Consider the following 19,202-nt stretch of genomic DNA (forward strand, 5'->3'; position numbering starts at 1 on the left):
CGCGCCGAACCCGAACCCGTACTGCCGGGCCGGGTTCAGAGCGCGCAGCTGTCGCTGTCCACCTGCTGGCTGGCGAGGCGCCCTTGGTCGATGTCCTCCTGGATCTCGTCCGCCGTGAGCGCGTAACCGGTCTCCGGGTCGTCGAGGGACTTCGCGAAGACCACGCCGTACACCTTGCCGTCGGGCGTGAGCAGCGGGCCGCCGGAGTTGCCCTGGCGGACGGTCGCGAACAGGGAGTAGACATCGCGGCGCACCGTGCCGCGGTGGTAGATGTCCGGGCCGTTGGCCGTGATGCGACCGCGCACGCGCGCGGGACGGACGTCGTACGACCCGTTCTCCGGGAAGCCGGCGACGATCGCGCCGCTGCCGCTGCTCGCGTCGTCGGTCGTGAACCGCAGCACGGGCGCGCGCAGATCCGGTACGTCGAGTACGGCGATGTCGCGCTCCCAGTCGTAGAGGACGACCGTCGCGTCGTACTTCCTGCCCTCGCCGCCTATCTGGACGGTGGGCTCGTCGACGCCGCCGACCACGTGCGCGTTGGTCATCACGCGGCGCTCGCCGAAGACGAAGCCGGTGCCCTCCAGGACCTTGCCGCAGCTCTGGGCGGTGCCCATGACCTTGACGATGGAACGCTGGGCGTTGACGGCGACCGCGCTGTTGGCGAGCGCGGGGTCCGGCGGGTCGACGTCCTTGATGGGCTCGTCGGAGAACGGGCTGAAGACCTGCGGAAAGCCGTTCTGCGCGAGGACCGAGGTGAAGTCCTTGAACCAGGTGTCCGCGTCGGACGGCAGTACTTCCTGCACACCCGCCAGCACCTTGGAGCCGCGGACCTCCTTGCCCACTGTGGGCATCGTGGTCTGCGCGAGGGCGGCCCCGATGAGCCAGGCGACCAGGAGCATCGCGACGACGTTGACGAGGGCCCCGCCGGTCGCGTCGATGGCGCGCGCGGGCGACCAGGTGATGAATCTGCGCAGCTTGTTGCCGAGATGGGTGGTCAGGGCCTGGCCGACGGACGCGCAGACGATCACGATGACCACCGCGGCGACGGCGGCGGTCGTGTTCACCTCCGCCTCGTCGGTCACGCCGTCCCAGACGACAGGCAGCAGATAGACCGCGACGAGACCGCCCCCGAGGAAGCCGATCACCGACAGGATGCCGACGACGAAGCCCTGGCGGTAGCCCACGATCGCGAACCACACGGCGGCGACCAGCAACAAGATGTCCAGCACGTTCACATGGGCCACCCTGTCACGCGTGCCAGTCCAGCGGGACCTGCTTGTTTCTGTCCCAGGGGCGCTCCCAGCCCGAGTAGTGCAGCAGTCGGTCGATGACTCCGGCCGTGAAGCCCCACACGAGGGCCGATTCGACCAGAAATGCCGGGCCTTTGTGGCCACTTGGGTGCAGGGCGGTCGCCCTGTTCGCCGGGTCCGTGAGATCCGCCACGGGAACCGTGAAGACCCGTGCCGTCTCGTTCGGATCGACGACCCCGACCGGCGACGGCTCACGCCACCAGCCCAGCACGGGCGTCACGACGAACCCGCTCACCGGGATGTAGAGCTTGGGCAGTACGCCGAAGAGCTGGACACCGGCCGGATCGAGCCCGGTCTCCTCCTCGGCCTCGCGCAGCGCGGCCCGCAACGGACCGTCGCCCTGCGGGTCCCCGTCCTCAGGGTCGAGGGCGCCGCCGGGGAAGGACGGCTGACCGGCGTGGGAGCGCAGCGAACTGGCCCGCTCCATGAGCAGCAACTCGGGCCCGCCAGGGCCCTCCGGGGTGTCGCCCTTGCCCTCACCCTCCCCGAAGAGGATCAGCACGGCGGACTGCCGGCCGCCGCCGTCCTCGGGCGGCAGGAAGCGGCTCAGCTGGAGCGGCTCGACCGTCTCGACGGCGTGCACCACCGGATCGAGCCAGCCGGGCAGGCCGTCCCTGCTGAGCGTCACCTCGCCGCCCTGTGTGTTGCTCGCGCGCGTCACCGCCACCCCCGTTCTGCTGCTTCCAACGCCTGCGGCCACCCCGTTGGTTCCGGTTCCGTACCCGATGTACCCGATGACGCCGTACGACCGCCGGGCCTCATCCGGCCCCCAGCGGGGGCGCCGGGATGCCGCCCGCGTCGAGGTAGGCCTGCGGCGGGTTCAGCCGCTGGCCGGGGAAGCCGCCCTTCTCGTACTTCAGGAGCTTTTGCGCCTTGTCCGGGTCCGTCTCGCCCTCCCCGTACGCCGGGCAGAGCGGGGCGAGCGGGCAGGCGCCGCAGGCGGGCTTGCGGGCGTGGCAGATACGGCGGCCGTGGAAGATCACATGGTGCGACAGCATCGTCCAGTCGCTCTTGGGGAAGAGCGCGCCGACGGCGGCCTCGATCTTGTCCGGGTCCGTCTCCGCCGTCCACTGCCAGCGGCGCACGAGCCGCTGGAAGTGCGTGTCCACGGTGATACCGGGGCGCCCGAAGGCGTTGCCGAGCACGACGAAGGCGGTCTTGCGGCCCACGCCGGGGAGTTTGACGAGGTCTTCGAGGCGGCCGGGCACCTCACCGCCGAACTGCTCCGAGAGCGCCTTGGACAGCCCTATGACGGACCTGGTCTTGGCCCGGAAGAAGCCGGTCGGGCGCAGGATCTCCTCGACCTCCTCGGGATTGGCGGCGGCCAGGTCCTCGGGGGTGGGGTACTTGGCGAAGAGGGCGGGGGTCGTCTGGTTGACGCGCAGGTCGGTGGTCTGGGCGGACAGGACCGTGGCGACGAGCAGTTGGAAGGGGTTCGCGAAGTCCAGCTCGGGGTGGGCGTACGGATACACCTCGGCGAGCTCCCGGTCGATCCGCCGGGCCCGCCGCACGAGCGCGGTACGCGACTCGCTGCGGGGCGGCTTCGCGACGGCGGTCTTGGAAACGGCGGTCTTGGAAACGGCAGTCCCGGATGCGGTTGCCTGCTTCGCGGGGGCGGCCTTCTTGCCTGCAGCCGTCTTCTTGGCCGCGGCCGCCTTCTTGACTCCAGCCGTCTTCTTCGCCGCAGCCGTCTTCTTCGCCGCCGCGGTGGCAGCCCTCTTCACCGGAGGTGTCCTCGGAGCACCCTCCGGGACGCCCCCGGACGCTCCTCTTCCGGCCGTCCCAGCCACCTCAGTCGCCCCGGTCACCTGCTTGGCGGCTTTCTCCACCGACATCACCTCTGCCGCTTTCTCCGCATTCCGGCCCCCACCCGTGCCCTGTTCGCCCACAGCGGAATCACCCTCTGCGGCCACCCACCCAGCCCCCGTGGCCTGTGCTCTCACCGGCGATTTGGACACCCGGCCAGCCTAGAGCCCGGCACTGACATCCGCCCCGGACCCTGAAGATCGGCGCCCAATTGGCCCCCTGCCACACTGATCGGGACACCCGTACGGCATCCTTGTGACAGATCACACTGTTTGGACCGCCCGGCAAGATGGGGAACACGGTCCCCGTCAACCGGGGAGCAAGATCCCCTGAGCAGGTGACAAGGAGAGAACTCGTGGACGACGTTCTGCGGCGCGCCCCGCTCTTCGCGGCGCTCGATGACGAGCAGGCCGCGGAGCTCCGCGCCTCCATGAGTGAGGTGACCCTCGCGCGCGGTGACGCCCTGTTCCACGAGGGCGACCCGGGTGACCGGCTCTACGTGGTCACCGAGGGCAAGGTCAAGCTCCACCGCACGTCACCGGACGGGCGCGAGAACATGCTGGCCGTCCTCGGCCCCGGCGAGCTGATCGGCGAGCTGTCGCTGTTCGACCCGGGCCCGCGCACCGCCACGGCCACCGCGCTGACCGAGGTCAAGCTGCTCGGCCTCGGCCACGGCGACCTCCAGCCCTGGCTGAACGCCCGCCCCGAGGTGGCCGCCGCGCTGCTGCGCGCCGTCGCCCGGCGCCTGCGCAAGACCAACGACCAGATGTCCGACCTGGTCTTCTCCGATGTGCCGGGCCGTGTCGCGCGCGCCCTGCTCGACCTCTCGCGCCGCTTCGGCGTGCAGTCGGAGGAGGGCATCCACGTCGTGCACGACCTGACGCAGGAGGAGCTGGCGCAGCTCGTCGGCGCCTCCCGCGAGACGGTCAACAAGGCGCTCGCCGACTTCGCCGGCCGCGGCTGGCTGCGCCTGGAGGCGCGGGCCGTGATCCTGCTGGACGTGGAGCGCCTCGCGAAGCGTTCGCGTTAGCCGGGAGCCGTCCGTACGCGTACGAGGGGCCCTGCCGCATGGCGGGGCCCCTCTCGCGTTCGACGAGACCAGGGGACGACGAGACGACGAGACGACGAGAACGTGTGGAACGGAACCAAGGGGTGGGTGGGATGCACCAGGACCGAGCGCCCGAGTCCGTCTGGGCGGCGCCGGAGCCCCCGAAGCGCCGGTTGCGCCTGTTCCGCCGGGACCCGGAGGCGCCGACGCTGTGGCAGTCCGAGTTCGAACAGCAGGACCAGGGCGAGCCGCTCGGCCTGTGGGCGACGGACGAGGCGGTGGCCCTGGTCCGCTTCGACCGCGTGACCGCGTACGCACCGGCGACCGGTGAGCCCCGCTGGACCTGGCAGCCGCCGGACCGGGACGTGATCGTCCGGGTCGCCGAGGACACCCAGGGCGGTCTGGGCGTCGTCCTGCACCACGACGACGGCCAGCCCGGCGCCACGCACGTCCGTCTCACCGCCCTCGACCTCGGCTCCGGAGCCGTCGCCTGGTCGCGCGAGCAGCCGAAGGACCGGCTGGGCCACATCGGCGGCGACCACGCGCGCGAGGTGGCGATCGGCGGCGGCCGAATAGCGACCGTCACCGGCGGCAATGCGGACGCGCCGCCGGTCGTCCGGTGTCTCGACACGCGCACGGGCGCCCTCCAGTGGGAGCGGCCGCTTCCCGACCACCGGGGCGACTCGTTCACCGTCCTGGCGACCGACCCGCCCGTCCTGTCCGCCCGTAACAGCGGCCGGCGCTCCCGCCCCCGGCTGTGCGTGGTGCGCGAGGACAGCGAGTGGTCTGTCGAACTTCCCGCCGGATACAAGGACTTCGGGCCCGCCGTCGCCGTCGTCGGCGACACGCTCGCCGTCGGGCTGGAACCGGAGGACCCCGCCGGAGACGACAAGAAGAACGCCGACACCGTCCTGCGCGCGTACTCCGTCGCGACCGGCGAGCAGCTCTGGGAGTGGCGCACCGATCACGGCCGTACGCTCCATCCGCTGGCCCACCGCGGGTACTTCATGGTCGGCAACGGCTACGGCAGCCGCGTCACCGTCCTCGACCCCGCCGACGGCCGGACCGTCGCCGAGCGCAGGCTGCCCGGCTTCAGCTACCGGGCCCGGTACGCCGCCTGGGACGACCGGCTGGCCGTGGTGTGCCACGCGGTGAGCGAGACACGGCGCGTGCGGGTGTTCCGCTGGAAGTGAGGCGGGTGACGTGGCGTACGGAATGACCGTGCGCCCTGGCTTGGACCAGCAGGGTTTCATCGTCCGCGAGGGCTCCCTCGCGCGCGTGCCGCCCGCCTTCCGGCCCGTCGTCGACGCGGCCCGTGGCCGGATCGTCGGCCTCTTCGGGGAGCGGCTGCACAGCGCGTACCTGTACGGGTCGGTTCCGCGCGGCACCGCGCGCGTGGGTCGCAGCGACCTGGACGAGATGGCCGACGCGTTCGCCGCGTACTACCCGGGGTGGCATCCGCGCGGCGACGGACGATCCGGCCGTCCTGCGGGCGTTCCTGCGCTCTCACGTCGAGGAGCTGGGGTCGTGGCTGGTGGAGGAGTACGCGCGCGTGCACGGCGTCAAGGCGCCCAGGCCCGGCTCACCGTGACTAGATGAGGCCGTGCTCGCGGAGGTACTCCAGCTGGGCGCGTACGGACAGCTCGGCGGCCGGCCACAGGGAGCGGTCGACGTCCGCGTACACGTGGGCGACGACCTCCGCCGGGTCCGTGCGGCCGTTCTCGACCGCCGTCTCGACCTGGGCGAGCCGATGGGCGCGGTGGGCGAGGTAGAACTCGACGGCACCCTGGGCGTCGTCCAGGACGGGCCCGTGACCCGGCAGGACGATGTGTACGCCGTCGTCCACCGTCAGGGACCTCAGCCGCCTCAGAGAGTCCAGATAGTCCCCCAGGCGGCCGTCTGGATGGGCCACCACGGTCGTTCCGCGCCCCAGGACGGTGTCACCCGTCAGGACGGCCCGATCGGCCGGGAGATGGAAGCACAGCGAGTCCGCGGTGTGCCCCGGCGTCGGTACGACCCTCAGCTCCAGCCCGCCGACGGACACGACGTCCCCGCTCGCGAGGCCCTCGTCCCCCAGCCGCAGCGCCGGATCGAGCGCCCGCACACGCGTGCCCGTCAGCTCGGCGAACCGTCCGGCGCCCTCCGCGTGGTCCGGGTGCCCGTGTGTGAGCAGCGTCAGCGCGATCCGTTTGCCGGCCTTGTGCGCGGTGTCGACGACATGCCTGAGGTGGACGTCGTCCAGGGGCCCCGGGTCGACGACGACGGCCAGTTCGGAGTCGGGCTCCGAGACGATCCAGGTGTTCGTCCCGTCGAGGGTCATCGCGGAGGCGTTGGGCGCGAGGACATTGACCGCGCGCGCGGTGGCGGGGCCGGAGAGGACCCCGCCGCGCGGCCGGCCGGGAAGAGCGGCGGCTTCGGTCATGCGGGGGCTCCCCCGATCCGGATGTGCTTGGTGAACTCGTCGTGCCCTGGCCAGGAGAGCACGATCTCGTCATCTTGCACACTCGCGGTGGCCAGCACGGGCGCCAGGTCGCGCTCCAGGGCCCCGGTGAGGGCCCCGGACACGCTGTCGTACGGTGCCAGCGCCCGCAGGGTCGCGATCGTGGGCGGCATCATCAGCAGCTCGCCCTTGTCGTACGAGGCCGCCGCCCGGGCCGGTTCGATCCACACCGTGCGGTCGGCCTCCGTGGAGGCGTTGCGGGTGCGCTGGCCCTGGGGGAGCGCGGCCACGAAGAACCAGGTGTCGTAGCGGCGGGCTTCGAACTCCGGGGTGATCCAGCGGGCCCACGCCCCGAGGAGGTCCGAGCGGAGCACCAGGCCCCGGCGGTCCAGGAACTCGGCGAAGGACAGTTCCCGGGCGACCAGGGCGGCTCGGTCCGTCTCCCAGTCGTCGCCCGTGGTGTCGCCGACCACGGAATCGGCGGTCGGGCCGGCGAGCAGGACGCCCGCCTCCTCGTACGTCTCCCGTACGGCGGCGCAGACGACCGCCTGCGCGGACGTCTCGTCGGTGCCCAGGCCCAGCCGGGTGGCCCACCACGCGCGCGTGGGGCCCGCCCAGCGGATCAGGTGGTCGTCGTCGCGCGGGTCTACTCCGCCGCCCGGATACGCGTACGCGCCCCCGGCGAAGGCCATGGAGGCGCGTCTGCGCAGCATGTGGACGGCGGGGCCGGTGTCGGTGTCCTTGAGGAGCATGACGGTGGCCGCGCGTTTGGGGGTGACCGGGGTGAGGGTGCCTTCGGCGAGCCCGCGGATGAGGGTCGGCCACTCCGGTGGGTACCACTGCCCGTTTGCCATGGGCGGAGGTTATCCGGTGGTGGGCGCATGTTCGAGGGCGCGAGGGGTTTCGCCCCCGCCGCCCCTACCCGTCCCATCCTGTCCCTGGGGGCTGCCGCCCCCAGTCCCCCGCTCCGGCCCTGAACGGGCCTCGTCCTCAAACGCCGGACGGGCTGGAAATGCCGGCCGGCGCCTCAAAGGGCGGACGGGCTAAAGAGCGCTCAGCTCCAGCTCTACCTGGATTTCGACCTCCACCGGTGCGTCCAGGGGCAGTACCGCCACTCCTACCGCGCTGCGGGCGTGTACGCCCTTGTCGCCCAGTGCCTCGCCCAGGAGTTCGCTCGCGCCGTTGATCACCGCGGGCTGGCCCGTGAAATCGGGGGCCGAGGCCACGAAGCCGACGACCTTCACGACCCTCGCGATCCGGTCCAGGTCACCGGCGACCGACTTGACCGCCGCGAGCGCGTTCAGCGCACACGTGCGTGCCAGTTCCTTGGCCTCCTCGGGGGTGACCTCCGCGCCCACCTTCCCGGTGACCGGGAGTTTCCCGTCCACCATGGGCAGCTGGCCCGAGGTGTACACGTACACCCCCGACTGCACGGCCGGCTGGTACGCGGCCAGCGGAGGCACCACCGCCGGGAGGGTCAGGCCCAGTTCGGCGAGGCGCGCCTCGACCGCGCTCACGCCTTCTCCCGCTTCAGGTACGCCACGAGCTGCTCGGGGTTGTTCGGCCCGGGCACGACCTGGACGAGCTCCCAGCCGTCCTCGCCCCAGGTGTCCAGGATCTGCTTCGTGGCGTGGACGAGCAGAGGCACAGTCGCGTATTCCCACTTGGTCATGGAGGCGACTTTATCCGCTGCCGCGGGGCACCCCGCGCCCACGTTGTCCACAGCCTCCGGCGTAGCTTCCGGCCGGACTGGTTAATCTCGAATACGTGAGCAGGTTCCAGGTCGTCAGCGGTAAGGGCGGGACCGGAAAGACCACGGTCGCCGCAGCGCTCGCGCTCGCCCTCGCCACCGAGGGGAAGCGCGCGCTTCTCGTCGAGGTCGAGGGCAGGCAGGGCATCGCGCAGCTCTTCGAGACGGAAGTGCTGCCCTATGAGGAGCGGAAGATCGCCGTCGCTCCCGGGGGCGGGGAGGTGTTCGCCCTCGCCATCGACCCCGAGCAGGCTTTGCTGGACTACCTCCAGATGTTCTACAAACTCGGGAGCGCCGGCCGCGCCCTGAAGAAACTCGGCGCGATCGACTTCGCCACCACCGTCGCCCCCGGCATCAGAGACGTCCTGCTGACCGGAAAGGCGTGCGAGGCGGTCCGGCGGAAGGACAAGAGCGGGCGGTTCGCCTACGACTTCGTCGTGATGGACGCCCCGCCGACCGGCCGCATCACCCGCTTCCTGAACGTCAACGACGAGGTGGCCGGGCTGGCGAAGATCGGCCCGATACACAATCAGGCGCAGGCCGTGATGCGCGTACTGAAGTCGCCGGAGACGGCGGTGCATCTGGTGACGCTCCTGGAGGAGATGCCCGTCCAGGAGACCGCGGACGGCATCGCCGAACTGCGGGCGGCCAAGCTGCCGGTGGGACGGATCGTCGTCAACATGGTGCGGCCCGAGGTTTTGGACGAGGGCGAGCTGGAACTCGTACGGGCGGCACCCCGCGGCACGCTCGCGCGGTCGCTGTCGGCCGCCGGGCTCGGCGGGGCGCGGCGCGGCGGGCACGCCGAGAAGCTGGTGGACCCGTTGCTGGCCCAGGCCGAGGAGTACGCCGCGCGATACGCGCTGGAACATGAACAGCGTTCTGTGCTGGGCGAGTTGGGTCTGCCGACGCACGAACTGCCGTTGTTCGCCGAGGGTATGGACCTGGCAGGTCTCTACGAACTGGCCACCGAGCTGCGGAAGCAGAGGATGTCATGAGCCCGGAACCACACGAGACCGCCTCCCGCCATGGCCTGTCCCCCGCGCGCGTGCTCGAGATCGATCCGCTGATCGACGATCCACGGACCCGGATCGTGGTGTGCTGCGGGGCCGGCGGGGTCGGCAAGACGACCACCGCGGCGGCCCTCGGACTGCGCGCCGCCGAGCGGGGGCGGAAGGTGGTCGTGCTCACCATCGACCCGGCGCGCAGGCTCGCCCAGTCCATGGGCATCGACTCGCTCGACAACGTGCCGCGGCGGGTCAAGGGCGTCGAGGGCGGCGGCGAACTGCACGCGATGATGCTCGACATGAAGCGTACGTTCGACGAGATCGTCGAGGCGCACGCCGACCGGGAGCGGGCCGCCGCGATCCTCGCGAACCCCTTCTACCAGTCGCTCTCGGCGGGCTTCGCGGGCACGCAGGAGTACATGGCGATGGAGAAGCTGGGGCAGCTGCGGTCGCGCGACGAGTGGGACCTCATCGTCGTCGACACGCCTCCGTCCCGGTCGGCGCTGGACTTCCTGGACGCCCCGAAGCGCCTCGGTTCGTTTCTCGACGGCCGTCTGATCCGGCTGCTGACGGCGCCGGCGAAGCTGGGCGGGCGCGCGGGGATGAAGTTCCTGAACGTCGGGATGTCGATGATGACCGGCACCCTGGGCAAGCTCCTGGGCGGCCAACTCCTCAAGGACGTCCAGACGTTCGTGGCCGCGATGGACACCACCTTCGGTGGTTTCCGTACCCGCGCCGACGCCACCTTCCAGTTGCTCCAGGCACCGGGCACGGCGTTTCTGGTGGTGGCGGCCCCGGAGCGCGACGCACTGCGCGAGGCCGCGTACTTCGTGGAGCGGCTGGCCGCGGAGGACATGCCGCTCGCCGGACTGGTGCTCAACCGGGTCCACGGCAGCGGCGCCGCCCAACTGTCCGCCGAGCGTGCGATCGCCGCCGCGGAAAATCTTGAAGAGCCCCGCATTGTCGATCAGGAGGACGGGAAAGCTGGACTTCGTAACTCTCCCGACACGTACGGCAGTTCAGACCGGCCGAACCCCCCGGCCACAGACGTCGAAGAACACGTCACGCAACACGTCGCAGAACATGGCTCAGAAGACGTCGTGGAACGCGCCGTAGAACACGACGTAGAACACGTCGAAGGCTCCCCCACCGCCGACGACAACAGTGCGTCGACCGTCGCCCCCGGTGACCCAGGCGCCCTTGCCGAGCCCACCGTCCGACAACTCACCGCAGGTCTGCTCCGGCTGCACGCCGACCGTATGCAGCTGCTCTCCCGCGAGCAGCGCACACGTGACCGCTTCACCGCGCTCCACCCGGAGGTGGCCGTGACCGAGGTCGCCGCGCTGCCCGGCGACGTCCATGACCTCGCAGGACTGCGTGACATCGGCGACCGGCTCGCGACCGACCGGCCAGAGCTGCCGGAACCGCCGGAGCTCGCGGAGGCGAGTGACTGACCCGGGTCGGCTCAGCCCACCGCCAAGTAGTTCTCGTACACCTCTTCCTCGTCGAGAGGCAGGATTCCCGCCCCCCGCTCGTACTCCGTACGCGCTGTCTCGAGCAGCCGGCGCCACGAGGTGACAGTGGGACGCCTGCGCAGCAGTGCGCGGCGCTCCCGCTCCGTCATTCCTCCCCACACGCCGAACTCGACGCGGTTGTCGAGCGCGTCAGCCAGGCATTCCGTGCGTACCGGACATCCGGTGCACACCGCCTTGGCCCTGTTCTGCGCTGCTCCTTGAACGAACAGTTCATCCGGATCGGTAGTGCGGCAGGCCGCCTGCGCACTCCAGTCGGTTACCCAGCCCATACCGGCGCCGTCCTCTCCCGAATCGAGGCTCCCCCACGGCGGCAGCGGCATATTCACCGCCGCCAGTTGAGGACGTTACGGAAGGCGGGCACAGCGCAACACCCCCTTCGGGCCCAATCTTGAATGGCCCGAACGGACTATGGGTTATCGGCAGATCACCCGGGGGAGTGAGCGACCGACATGCGCGACCATCCCGGCAGAGCGGGACGATTCAGCCAGGTCACAACGGGCACCACAGGACACACGAGGCGCATCCGGGCACGTACGCCACAAAAAAATCCGAAAAAAGTTGGGCTACATCCGAAACGATTCGGGTCTCACGGACGTATTGATACGTGACCTCACTGCTGTGACAGTTGTGAGCAGCTTAGGCCAAGGCCTATACGTGTGTCCGGCGAATGAGAACGTAGGCTGCCCTCATGCCAAACAAGCGCTCGGGCGGTGGCCTGTCGGCAACACAGCAGGCCGCAAAGTTCCTCGGTGTCAGCGTGCTCGCGGGAGCCGTCGCGGCGGGCATCGCCCTGCCCGCCGCCGGCGCGCTCGGTCTCGCGGCGAAGGGGTCGGTCGAGGGGTTCGACGAGATCCCCGCCAACCTCAAGCGCCCGCCGCTGAGCCAGCGCACCACGATTCTGGACGCCAAGGGCGGCCAGATCGCCACGGTGTACTCGCGTGACCGCACGGTCGTGGAGCTCAAGAACATTTCGCCGTACCTGCAGAAGGCGATCGTCGCGATCGAGGACTCACGGTTCTACGAGCACGGCGCGATCGACCTCAAGGGCGTCCTGCGCGCCCTCAACAAGAACGCGCAGAGCGGCGGCGTCGCGCAGGGCGCCTCCACGCTCACGCAGCAGTACGTGAAGAACGTGTTCGTCGAGGAGGCGGGCGACGATCCGACGAAGGTCGCGCAGGCTCAGCAGCAGACCGTCGGCCGCAAGGTCCAGGAGCTGAAGTACGCGATCCAGGTCGAGGAGGAGCTCGGCAAGAAGAAGATCCTCGAGAACTACCTGAACATCACGTTCTTCGGCCAGCAGGCCTACGGCGCCGAGGCGGCCTCGCGGCGCTACTTCTCCAAGGCCGCGAAGGACCTCACCCTCCCCCAGGCGGCCCTCCTGGCCGGCCTCGTCCAGTCGCCGACCCGGTACGACCCGGTCAACGACCCGGCGGAGGCCATCAAGCGCCGCAACACCGTGCTCCAGCGGATGGCGGAGGTCGGTGACATCTCCCAGCAGCAGGCCGACGCCGGCAAGAAGGCGCCGCTCGGCCTGAAGGTCAGCCAGCCGAAGAACGGCTGCATCGTGGCGGTCAAGGGCGCCAGCTTCTTCTGCAAGTACGTCGAGAGGGAGTTCCTCGCCAACCCGGTCTTCGGCAAGACCCGCGAGGACCGGACGAAGATCTGGAACCAGGGCGGCCTGACCATACGGACGACGCTGGACCCGCAGTCGCAGGCGTCCGTGCAGGCGTCGATCAAGGAGCACGTGAACAAGTCGGACTCGGTCGCGACGGCGGTCACGCTGGTCGAGCCGGGCACCGGCAAGATCCTCGGCATGGGCCAGTCGAAGCCGTACGGCTACGGCAAGAACGAGACCGAGATCAACTACTCCGTCGGCAGCGACCGGGGCGGCTCCAACTTCGGCTTCCCGACCGGTTCGACGTTCAAGCCGTTCGTGGCGGCGGCGGCCCTGGAGGAGGGGCGCCAGCCGATCCAGGAGTACTCGTCGCCGTACGAGATGGAGTACCCGAGCCCGGTCCAGACGTGCAGCGGCAAGCCGTGGACCAACCTGGAAAACGCGAAGGTGGAGAACGAGAGCGAGTCGGAGAAGGGCCCCTACCGCCTGCGGAAGGCGATGGAGCTCTCGGTCAACACCTACTTCGTGCAGATGATCTCCGACATCGGTCTCTGCCCGGTGGTCAAGATGACCGACGCGCTGCATGTGACGCAGGGCAACGGCGACAAGCTGCCCGAGGTTCCCGCCATCGCCCTCGGTTCCAAGGGCATCTCGCCGCTGACCATGGCGAGCGCGTACGCGGCCTTCGCCTCCCGGGGCATGTACTGCACGCCGATCGCCATCGAGTCGATCACGCAGAAGACGAACGGCCAGGAGAAGTCGCTGGAGGTCCCGAAGTCGACGTGCTCGCGCGCGATGTCGGAGAAGACCGCCGACACGATCAGCACCCTGCTCCAGGGCGTCGTCGACTCCGGCACCGGCAAGGCGGCCGGCCTCACCGACGGCCGCGACAACGCCGGTAAGACGGGTACGACGGACGAGCGCAAGAACGCCTGGTTCGTCGGCTACACACCGACCCTGTCCGGTGCCGTCTGGGTCGGCAGCGCCATGCAGAACGTGAAGATGACCAACATCAGGATCGGCGGCGTCTTCCACGAACTCGTCTTCGGCGGCGCGGTCCCGGGCCCGATCTGGAAGGACGCCATGACCGGCGCCCTGGTGGGCAAGGACTCCGGGAAGTTCAACCTCGTACCCATCATCGAACCGCCGGTCCAGAAGCCGGGCGGCAACGACGACGGCCGAGGCGACGACGACGGGGACAACAACGGCAACAACAACGCCGGCGCGACGAACGGCGGCGCCGACAACGGCGGCAACACGACGTTCCCGCCCCCGACCTTCTCGTTCCCGCCCGGCTTCGTCCAGGGCAACGACAACGGCGGCAACAACGGCAACGGGAACGGCGGTAACGGAGGCAACGGGGACGGCGGCAACGGAGGGTTTCCGTAAAACGGCCGGCCAGTAGGCAGTAGCCAGTAGGCAGTACGTGAACGGGGGCGCCCTTCTTGAGAAGGGCGCCCCCGTTGGCGTACGGGCGGGCGGGTGACCGCTGGTCGCGGCCGGTGACCGGTGGTTGGTCACCGGTGGCTGGTGGCCGGTGACCGGAGGTCAGCCGGCGAGGAGTTTCTTGACCGCGGCGGCGACCCGGCCGCCCTCGGCGAGGCCGGCGACCTTCGGGTTCACGATCTTCATGACCTGGCCCATCGCCCGCGGCCCTTCCGCTCCGGCCGCCTTCGCCTCCTCGACGGCCTGGGCGACGATCCGGTTCAACTCGTCGTCGTCGAGCTGCTTGGGCAGGTAGGTGGCGAGGATCTCGCCCTCCGCCCTCTCGCGCTCGGCCTGCTCGGGGCGGTCGCCCTGCGCGAAGGCCTCGGCGGCCTCGCGGCGCTTCTTCGCCTCGCGGGTGATCACCTTGGTGACCTCCTCGTCGGAGAGCTCGCGCTTCTCCTTGCCGGAGACCTCTTCCTGGGTGATGGCGGTCAGGGTCAGCCGGAGCGTCGAGGAGCGGAGCTCGTCGCGCTCCTTGATGGCGGCGTTGAGGTCTTCCCTGAGCTTCGACTTGAGCGTGGTCATGGGATCGATTGTCGCAGGTGCGACAAGTGGATCGCCCGTGGATTTCCACCGCCCGTTCCGGCCTGACACGATGGGAGCATGCGCGCGCGATACGGAGTACCCCTGGGAATCACGGCGGTTGCCGCCGCCGGCCTCGCCTACTCGGCCGGTTTCGAGACCCGTTCCTTCCGCCTCCGCCGGGTGACCGTGCCGGTGCTGCCCGCGGGCATGCGCCCGCTGCGCGTGCTCCAGGTCTCCGACATCCACATGGTCAGCGGCCAGTACAAGAAGCAGCGCTGGCTCCGCTCCCTCGCCGGCCTCCGCCCCGACTTCGTGATCAACACGGGCGACAACCTGTCCGACCCGGAGGGCGTGCCCGAGGTGCTCGACGCGCTCGGCCCGCTGATGGAGTTCCCGGGTGCGTACGTGTTCGGCTCCAACGACTACTACGGCCCCAAGCCCCGTAACCCCGCCCGGTACTTGCTGGAGAAGGCCCAGGGCAAACACGGCCTCAACGGCAACCCGCCCGCCGTCGACGTGGTCCACAACCCGTGGGAGAACCTGCGCGACGGCTTTGACTCGGCGGGCTGGCTGAACCTGACGAACACCCGGGGCACGTTGAAGATCGACGGGATGTCACTGGAGCTGACGGGACTGGACGACCCGCACATCAAGCGGGACCGGTACGCGGAGGTTGCCGGCGGCCCCTCCGACACGGCGGACTTCTCGATGGCCGTCGTCCACGCCCCGTACCTCCGCGTCCTGGACGCGTTCACGGCGGACGCGTACCCCCTGATGCTGGCCGGCCACACGCATGGCGGCCAGCTGTGCATCCCCTTCTACGGCGCCCTGGTCACCAACTGCGACCTGGACACCGACCGCGTGAAGGGCCTGTCGACCCACACGGCGGAGGGCAGGACGTCGTACCTCCACGTCTCGGCAGGCTGCGGCGCGAACCGCTACACGCCGGTACGGTTCGCTTGCCCGCCGGAGGTTACGTTGCTGACGCTTACGGCGCCATAGCGGGGGGCGTCATAGCGGGGCGTCCTCGTCTCCCGCGTAACCCACCCAGCCCGCCCGGATCGCCCCATTTGCCCTCCCGCCCTAGCGTGAGGGCATGACCGCTCCGATACCCAGGGACATACCGGACCTCCCCGCGCTCCCGGGCGGCCCCACCCTCCTCCCGTCGCCCGTCCCCGCCACGGCGGTGGTGACCCCGGCTCGCCGCCCACTGACGGCGATCTTCCGCCTCCTCATCGCCGCCGCGGCGGCCACGGCCGTGACCATCGAACTGTTCCTGGGCAGCCCGGCCCAGGTCCTGAGCCAGTTCGCCATCCAGAGCAGCATCCTGCTGACCCTGGTCATGACCATCGCGGCCCGCCGCGCCTGGACGGCCCACCACCCGCTGCCGGACGCCCTGACAGGCGCCGCACTCTTCTACATCGCCATAGCAGCCCTGGTCCACCACCTACTCCTGACCAACCCGGCGAGCCCCTTCGCCACCGCCCCACCACCAACGGGCTGGCATGTCCTCACCGACCAGCTCCTGCACACGGCGGTCCCTATCGCGGCCCTAGTGAACTGGCTCCTGCTGACCCCCTCCGGCCAACTTCACCTGCGCCACGCGGCACCCTGGCTCCTGTACCCCCTGGCGTACCTGGGCTTCTCCCTGGCCCGAGGCGAGCTTCTCGTCGCCGGCACACCGAACCGCTACCTGTACGGCTTCCTCGACGTCGCCGAGGACGGCTACAAGACCATCCTGGGCAACGCTCTGCTCCTCGGGCTCGCCTTCTACGCCCTCGCCGTGCTCCTCGTAACGCTCGACCACATCCGCCCGAACCCCGTCCACCACCGCGCCAAAACCGGATTTCGCCTGGGGCCACCGGTGGGCTAAAGTAAACGACGTCGCCGCGACAAGCAGGACAAGCAGCGACATCGGGGTGTAGCGCAGCTTGGCAGCGCGCTTCGTTCGGGACGAAGAGGTCGTGGGTTCAAATCCCGCCACCCCGACAGTGAAGTACCAGGTCAGGGGCCTGATCCGCTTAACGGATCAGGCCCCTGAGTGGTTGCGAGGGCCGTCTTGGGAGCCATTTGGGAACCGGTGTCTGAATCCGGCTCCCGCTCTCGCAACCTGAGTACCAGCATCAATGTCAGACCCTGCCGCTAACGTCGAATGGCACAGGTCTCTCGTACATCAGCAGGGAGCAAGGCATGCCAACCACAGCAGAAGACGGGCGTGGGGTGGACCGCCGCAGAGTGTTCGTGATCCACGGACGCAACGACCGCGCACGCCGGGGACTGTTCGAGTTCCTGCGGGCCATCGGGCTCGATCCAATCGAGTGGTCAGAAGCAGGCCGCATGACGGGAAAGGGCTCCCCGTATATCGGTGAGATCCTCGATGCGGCGTTCGGTAACGCCCAGGCCGTCGTCGTCCTACAGACGCCGGACGACGTCACCTATCTGCACGAGAGCCTGGCTCACCCAGGCGATCCAGAGTGCAACCCGCAGATGCAGCCCCGTCCGAATGTGCTCTTCGAGGCAGGCATGGCCATGGGCCGCGATGCGGATCGCACCGTGATCGTGGAACTCGGACAGGTGAAGGTCTTCAGCGACATCCATGGCCGACATGTCGTCCGCCTCGACAACAGCGTCAAGAAGCGGCAGGATCTCGCGATCCGTCTAGAAACCGCAGGGTGCGCCACCCGGCTGGCAGGAACGGACTGGCACGAGGCCGGCGACCTGACCCCACCTGTTCCCCCGGGCGGCGGGCTCCCGATGGGCCGGAAACTACCGGCATCCCAGGCGACAGGCACGCCCCGACTCAAGGCCCGATACATCGACAATGGGCGCGGCAAGATCGACGCGGTCGAGATCACCAACCACGGTCCCGGCGACGTGTACGACCTAGACGTCGACGCTGATGCCGAGGTTGGGCTCGTCATGCGAAACGCCGGCGAATTCCCCGTCCCGAAGCTGCCCGAAGGCAAGTCCGTGCGCGTAGGGCGCATGTCGTCAGACTCTCTCGCGTCACGTTCGAACTCGTACTTCAACATCACCATCACCGCCAAAACCGCCGATGGGACACCAATCGCGATCGACGAGTTCGTGAGTGGAGTGTGACATGGACATCCAGTTGACCTTGCCCCTGGACCACGACGGGTTCCTCCGTCGGGAATGCCCGCACTGCGTACGCCAGTTCAAGTGGCATCACGGCCCAGCGAACGAGGAAGCCGAGGGACAGCCCGCCCCGGCGGCCTACCACTGCCCCCTGTGCGGGCAGCCAGCAGGAATGGACTCCTGGTGGACGCAGGAGCAACTCGAATACGCCCAAGGCGCGGCTATTCCTGCTGCGACGCGAGACATCGAGCAAGGACTGCGGGAGGCGTTCAAGGGGGTCGGCAACAAGCACGTGAGGTTCGACTTGCAAGGTGGTTTCGGCGCACCGGACGTACCGGCTCCACTCACCGAGCCCGACGACATGATGATCGTGACGTCCCCATGCCACTCATACGAGCCGGTAAAGGTCCCCGAAGACACGTCGGGCCCATATCACTGCCTCGTGTGTGGTCAAGCCTTCGCCGTCTGATCCCAGGCGATCGAAGCAACGGTCACACGAAGCAAACTCCTGTGCCCCACGCGGCGATCGCGTGAGCCACAGGAGTCGCACATCATCGCGGCATGGTCAGACTGCGGGGTGGCTTGCTCGGCCAGGTCGAGGGCCGCACTGTCGCCGACGTGCTGGCCTGGCTCGCTACCAAGCCCCTGACCTGGCGCAAGAACATCCGGCACGTCGCCATCGACATGTCGGCCACCTACTGCGCCGCCCTGCGCACCGGCCTGCCCCACGCGATGCTGTCCCTGGTGCGGCGCCGCACCACCGCCGAAATCAGGGGACGACGCGGACGCGCCACCGACCCGGAATGGAAGGCTCGCCGACGACTCCTCCGCAACCGCGAGGACCTCACCGACGAGCAGTTGGCGAAGATGTGGAACCCGCTGCTGGACGAAGGGAAGATCGGACAGACCCTGCTGACCGCCTGGATCGTCAAGGAGTCCCTGCGCACTCTCCTCGCGCTGGCCCGCACCGGCGCCGACCGCCACCGCATCGGCCAGGCCCGCTACAAGTTCCTCACCTGGTGCGCGGACGCCGACATCCCGCAAGTGCATACCCTCGCCACCACCGTGGACCGCTGGTGGAACGAGATCGCCGCGTTCATCGACACCGGACACAGCAACGCCAAAAGCCACGGCATCAACGGCGTGATCAAGCTCGTCGCCCGCGCTGCCTTCGGGTTCCGCAACGCCACGAACCAACGGCTACGCACACGTTGCGTCACCACCCGACGAGCCCGCGGACACCTCCGCACCGCTCAACTTTGAAGACCCGCGTAACGGCGGCGTGTGAAGGCGACTTGGAACAGGCACCTCTCATGGGTGAGCGGGCCCTGGAAGGTGACCGGCAGTCGGTGCCGTCGCTCATCATGACCAGCCGCGAACTCGCTGCCGAGATACGACGCCGGTACAGCTCCGAACCGGCGGCAAAGGGCTACCTCGCACGACTTAACTCGCTCACCGAGCAGAAGCCCGGTTCTATGCCTCGGTAAGTGATCTATCTTCGCACCGCGATATACCTACAGTAATGGTGGGTGCAAAGCAGAAGCGTTGCACCCACCATTACTACATTGAACTATCCTCCGCATGG

Annotated in this window: 20 protein-coding genes, 1 tRNA gene and 1 pseudogene; 13 read left to right on the top strand and 9 right to left on the bottom strand. The window is 69.3% G+C overall.

What is annotated here, in order from left to right; genetic code table 11:
• Positions 1-35 precede the first annotated feature (35 nt).
• From ABZ855_RS25945 to nth, 3 genes are all read right to left on the bottom strand, one after another.
• Entirely contained in the window at positions 36-1,235 is a 1,200-nt protein-coding gene (locus tag ABZ855_RS25945) for a MarP family serine protease (RefSeq protein ID WP_360810651.1), read from the bottom strand.
• 13 nt (positions 1,236-1,248) lie between these two features.
• Positions 1,249-1,971: a CoA pyrophosphatase gene (locus tag ABZ855_RS25950; RefSeq protein ID WP_360810653.1), complete on the bottom strand. Its 723-nt coding sequence runs from the start codon at positions 1,969-1,971 to the stop codon at positions 1,249-1,251.
• Between the two features lie 97 nt (positions 1,972-2,068).
• A complete protein-coding gene (gene nth / locus ABZ855_RS25955) occupies positions 2,069-3,145 on the bottom strand; it encodes an endonuclease III (protein WP_360810655.1) in 1,077 nt (358 codons plus the stop codon).
• Positions 3,146-3,471: 326 nt separating this feature from the next.
• On the opposite strand from nth, the gene ABZ855_RS25960 reads away from it, so the two are divergent.
• From ABZ855_RS25960 to ABZ855_RS25970, 3 genes and pseudogenes are all read left to right on the top strand, one after another.
• Entirely contained in the window at positions 3,472-4,146 is a 675-nt protein-coding gene (locus ABZ855_RS25960) for a Crp/Fnr family transcriptional regulator (protein ID WP_006382668.1), read from the top strand.
• 131 nt (positions 4,147-4,277) lie between these two features.
• Entirely contained in the window at positions 4,278-5,357 is a 1,080-nt protein-coding gene (locus ABZ855_RS25965) for a PQQ-binding-like beta-propeller repeat protein (RefSeq protein ID WP_360810658.1), read from the top strand.
• A gap of 22 nt (positions 5,358-5,379) precedes the next feature.
• A pseudogene (locus ABZ855_RS25970) lies at positions 5,380-5,580 on the top strand (nucleotidyltransferase); the annotation flags it as partial.
• 175 nt (positions 5,581-5,755) lie between these two features.
• On the opposite strand, the gene ABZ855_RS25975 reads toward ABZ855_RS25970, so the two are convergent.
• The 4 genes from ABZ855_RS25975 to ABZ855_RS25990 all read right to left on the bottom strand — a co-directional run bounded on the left by ABZ855_RS25975 (position 5,756) and on the right by ABZ855_RS25990 (position 8,276).
• Complete coding sequence (locus ABZ855_RS25975; protein ID WP_360810660.1) at positions 5,756-6,586, bottom strand: MBL fold metallo-hydrolase; 831 nt, start codon at positions 6,584-6,586, stop codon at positions 5,756-5,758.
• Positions 6,583-7,458, bottom strand: a complete 876-nt coding sequence (locus ABZ855_RS25980) for an NUDIX hydrolase (protein WP_360810662.1) — start codon at positions 7,456-7,458, stop codon at positions 6,583-6,585. The genes ABZ855_RS25975 and ABZ855_RS25980 overlap by 4 nt, the downstream gene beginning before the upstream one ends.
• Before the next feature lie 189 nt (positions 7,459-7,647).
• Positions 7,648-8,121: a RidA family protein gene (locus ABZ855_RS25985; protein ID WP_360810664.1), complete on the bottom strand. Its 474-nt coding sequence runs from the start codon at positions 8,119-8,121 to the stop codon at positions 7,648-7,650.
• Positions 8,118-8,276 (bottom strand): DUF4177 domain-containing protein, encoded by a 159-nt coding sequence (locus tag ABZ855_RS25990; protein ID WP_003967454.1) that lies wholly within the window; start codon positions 8,274-8,276, stop codon positions 8,118-8,120. Before ABZ855_RS25990 ends, ABZ855_RS25985 begins: the two co-directional genes overlap by 4 nt.
• 95 nt (positions 8,277-8,371) lie before the next feature.
• Between ABZ855_RS25990 and ABZ855_RS25995 the strand changes: the two genes are divergently transcribed.
• Together ABZ855_RS25995 and ABZ855_RS26000 are read left to right on the top strand one after the other, a co-directional pair.
• Positions 8,372-9,349: an ArsA-related P-loop ATPase gene (locus tag ABZ855_RS25995; RefSeq protein WP_360810666.1), complete on the top strand. Its 978-nt coding sequence runs from the start codon at positions 8,372-8,374 to the stop codon at positions 9,347-9,349.
• Complete coding sequence (locus tag ABZ855_RS26000) at positions 9,346-10,812, top strand: ArsA family ATPase (protein ID WP_360810668.1); 1,467 nt, start codon at positions 9,346-9,348, stop codon at positions 10,810-10,812. The genes ABZ855_RS25995 and ABZ855_RS26000 overlap by 4 nt, the downstream gene beginning before the upstream one ends.
• 11 nt (positions 10,813-10,823) lie before the next feature.
• On the opposite strand, the gene wblA is transcribed toward ABZ855_RS26000, so the two are convergent.
• Complete coding sequence (gene wblA, locus ABZ855_RS26005; RefSeq protein ID WP_053745774.1) at positions 10,824-11,162, bottom strand: transcriptional regulator WblA; 339 nt, start codon at positions 11,160-11,162, stop codon at positions 10,824-10,826.
• 419 nt (positions 11,163-11,581) lie between these two features.
• Between wblA and ABZ855_RS26010 the strand changes: the two genes are divergently transcribed.
• Entirely contained in the window at positions 11,582-13,897 is a 2,316-nt protein-coding gene (locus tag ABZ855_RS26010; RefSeq protein WP_360810670.1) for a transglycosylase domain-containing protein, read from the top strand.
• A gap of 159 nt (positions 13,898-14,056) precedes the next feature.
• Here ABZ855_RS26010 and ABZ855_RS26015 read toward each other — a convergent pair whose 3' ends face one another.
• Entirely contained in the window at positions 14,057-14,521 is a 465-nt protein-coding gene (locus ABZ855_RS26015; RefSeq protein ID WP_360810672.1) for a GatB/YqeY domain-containing protein, read from the bottom strand.
• 78 nt (positions 14,522-14,599) lie between these two features.
• Between ABZ855_RS26015 and ABZ855_RS26020 the strand changes: the two genes are divergently transcribed.
• From ABZ855_RS26020 to ABZ855_RS26050, 7 genes are all read left to right on the top strand, one after another.
• Entirely contained in the window at positions 14,600-15,523 is a 924-nt protein-coding gene (locus tag ABZ855_RS26020; protein WP_360810674.1) for a metallophosphoesterase, read from the top strand.
• A gap of 94 nt (positions 15,524-15,617) precedes the next feature.
• Entirely contained in the window at positions 15,618-16,394 is a 777-nt protein-coding gene (locus ABZ855_RS26025; RefSeq protein ID WP_360810676.1) for a Pr6Pr family membrane protein, read from the top strand.
• A gap of 42 nt (positions 16,395-16,436) precedes the next feature.
• Positions 16,437-16,510: transfer RNA gene (locus ABZ855_RS26030), tRNA-Pro, on the top strand.
• Between the two features lie 201 nt (positions 16,511-16,711).
• On the top strand, positions 16,712-17,620 hold the full coding sequence (locus ABZ855_RS26035) for a nucleotide-binding protein (protein ID WP_360810678.1): 909 nt from the start codon (positions 16,712-16,714) through the stop codon (positions 17,618-17,620).
• Between the two features lies 1 nt (position 17,621).
• Positions 17,622-18,086, top strand: coding sequence for a hypothetical protein (locus ABZ855_RS26040; RefSeq protein ID WP_360810680.1), 465 nt, complete (start codon positions 17,622-17,624; stop codon positions 18,084-18,086).
• A gap of 92 nt (positions 18,087-18,178) precedes the next feature.
• Positions 18,179-18,880: a transposase gene (locus ABZ855_RS26045; protein WP_360810682.1), complete on the top strand. Its 702-nt coding sequence runs from the start codon at positions 18,179-18,181 to the stop codon at positions 18,878-18,880.
• Positions 18,881-18,912: 32 nt separating this feature from the next.
• Entirely contained in the window at positions 18,913-19,104 is a 192-nt protein-coding gene (locus tag ABZ855_RS26050) for a hypothetical protein (RefSeq protein ID WP_360810684.1), read from the top strand.
• Positions 19,105-19,202: the final 98 nt, after the last annotated feature.

Origin of the sequence: Streptomyces sp. NPDC047042 (assembly GCF_040644035.1) — a bacterium.
Taxonomy (GTDB): Bacteria; Actinomycetota; Actinomycetes; order Streptomycetales; family Streptomycetaceae; genus Streptomyces.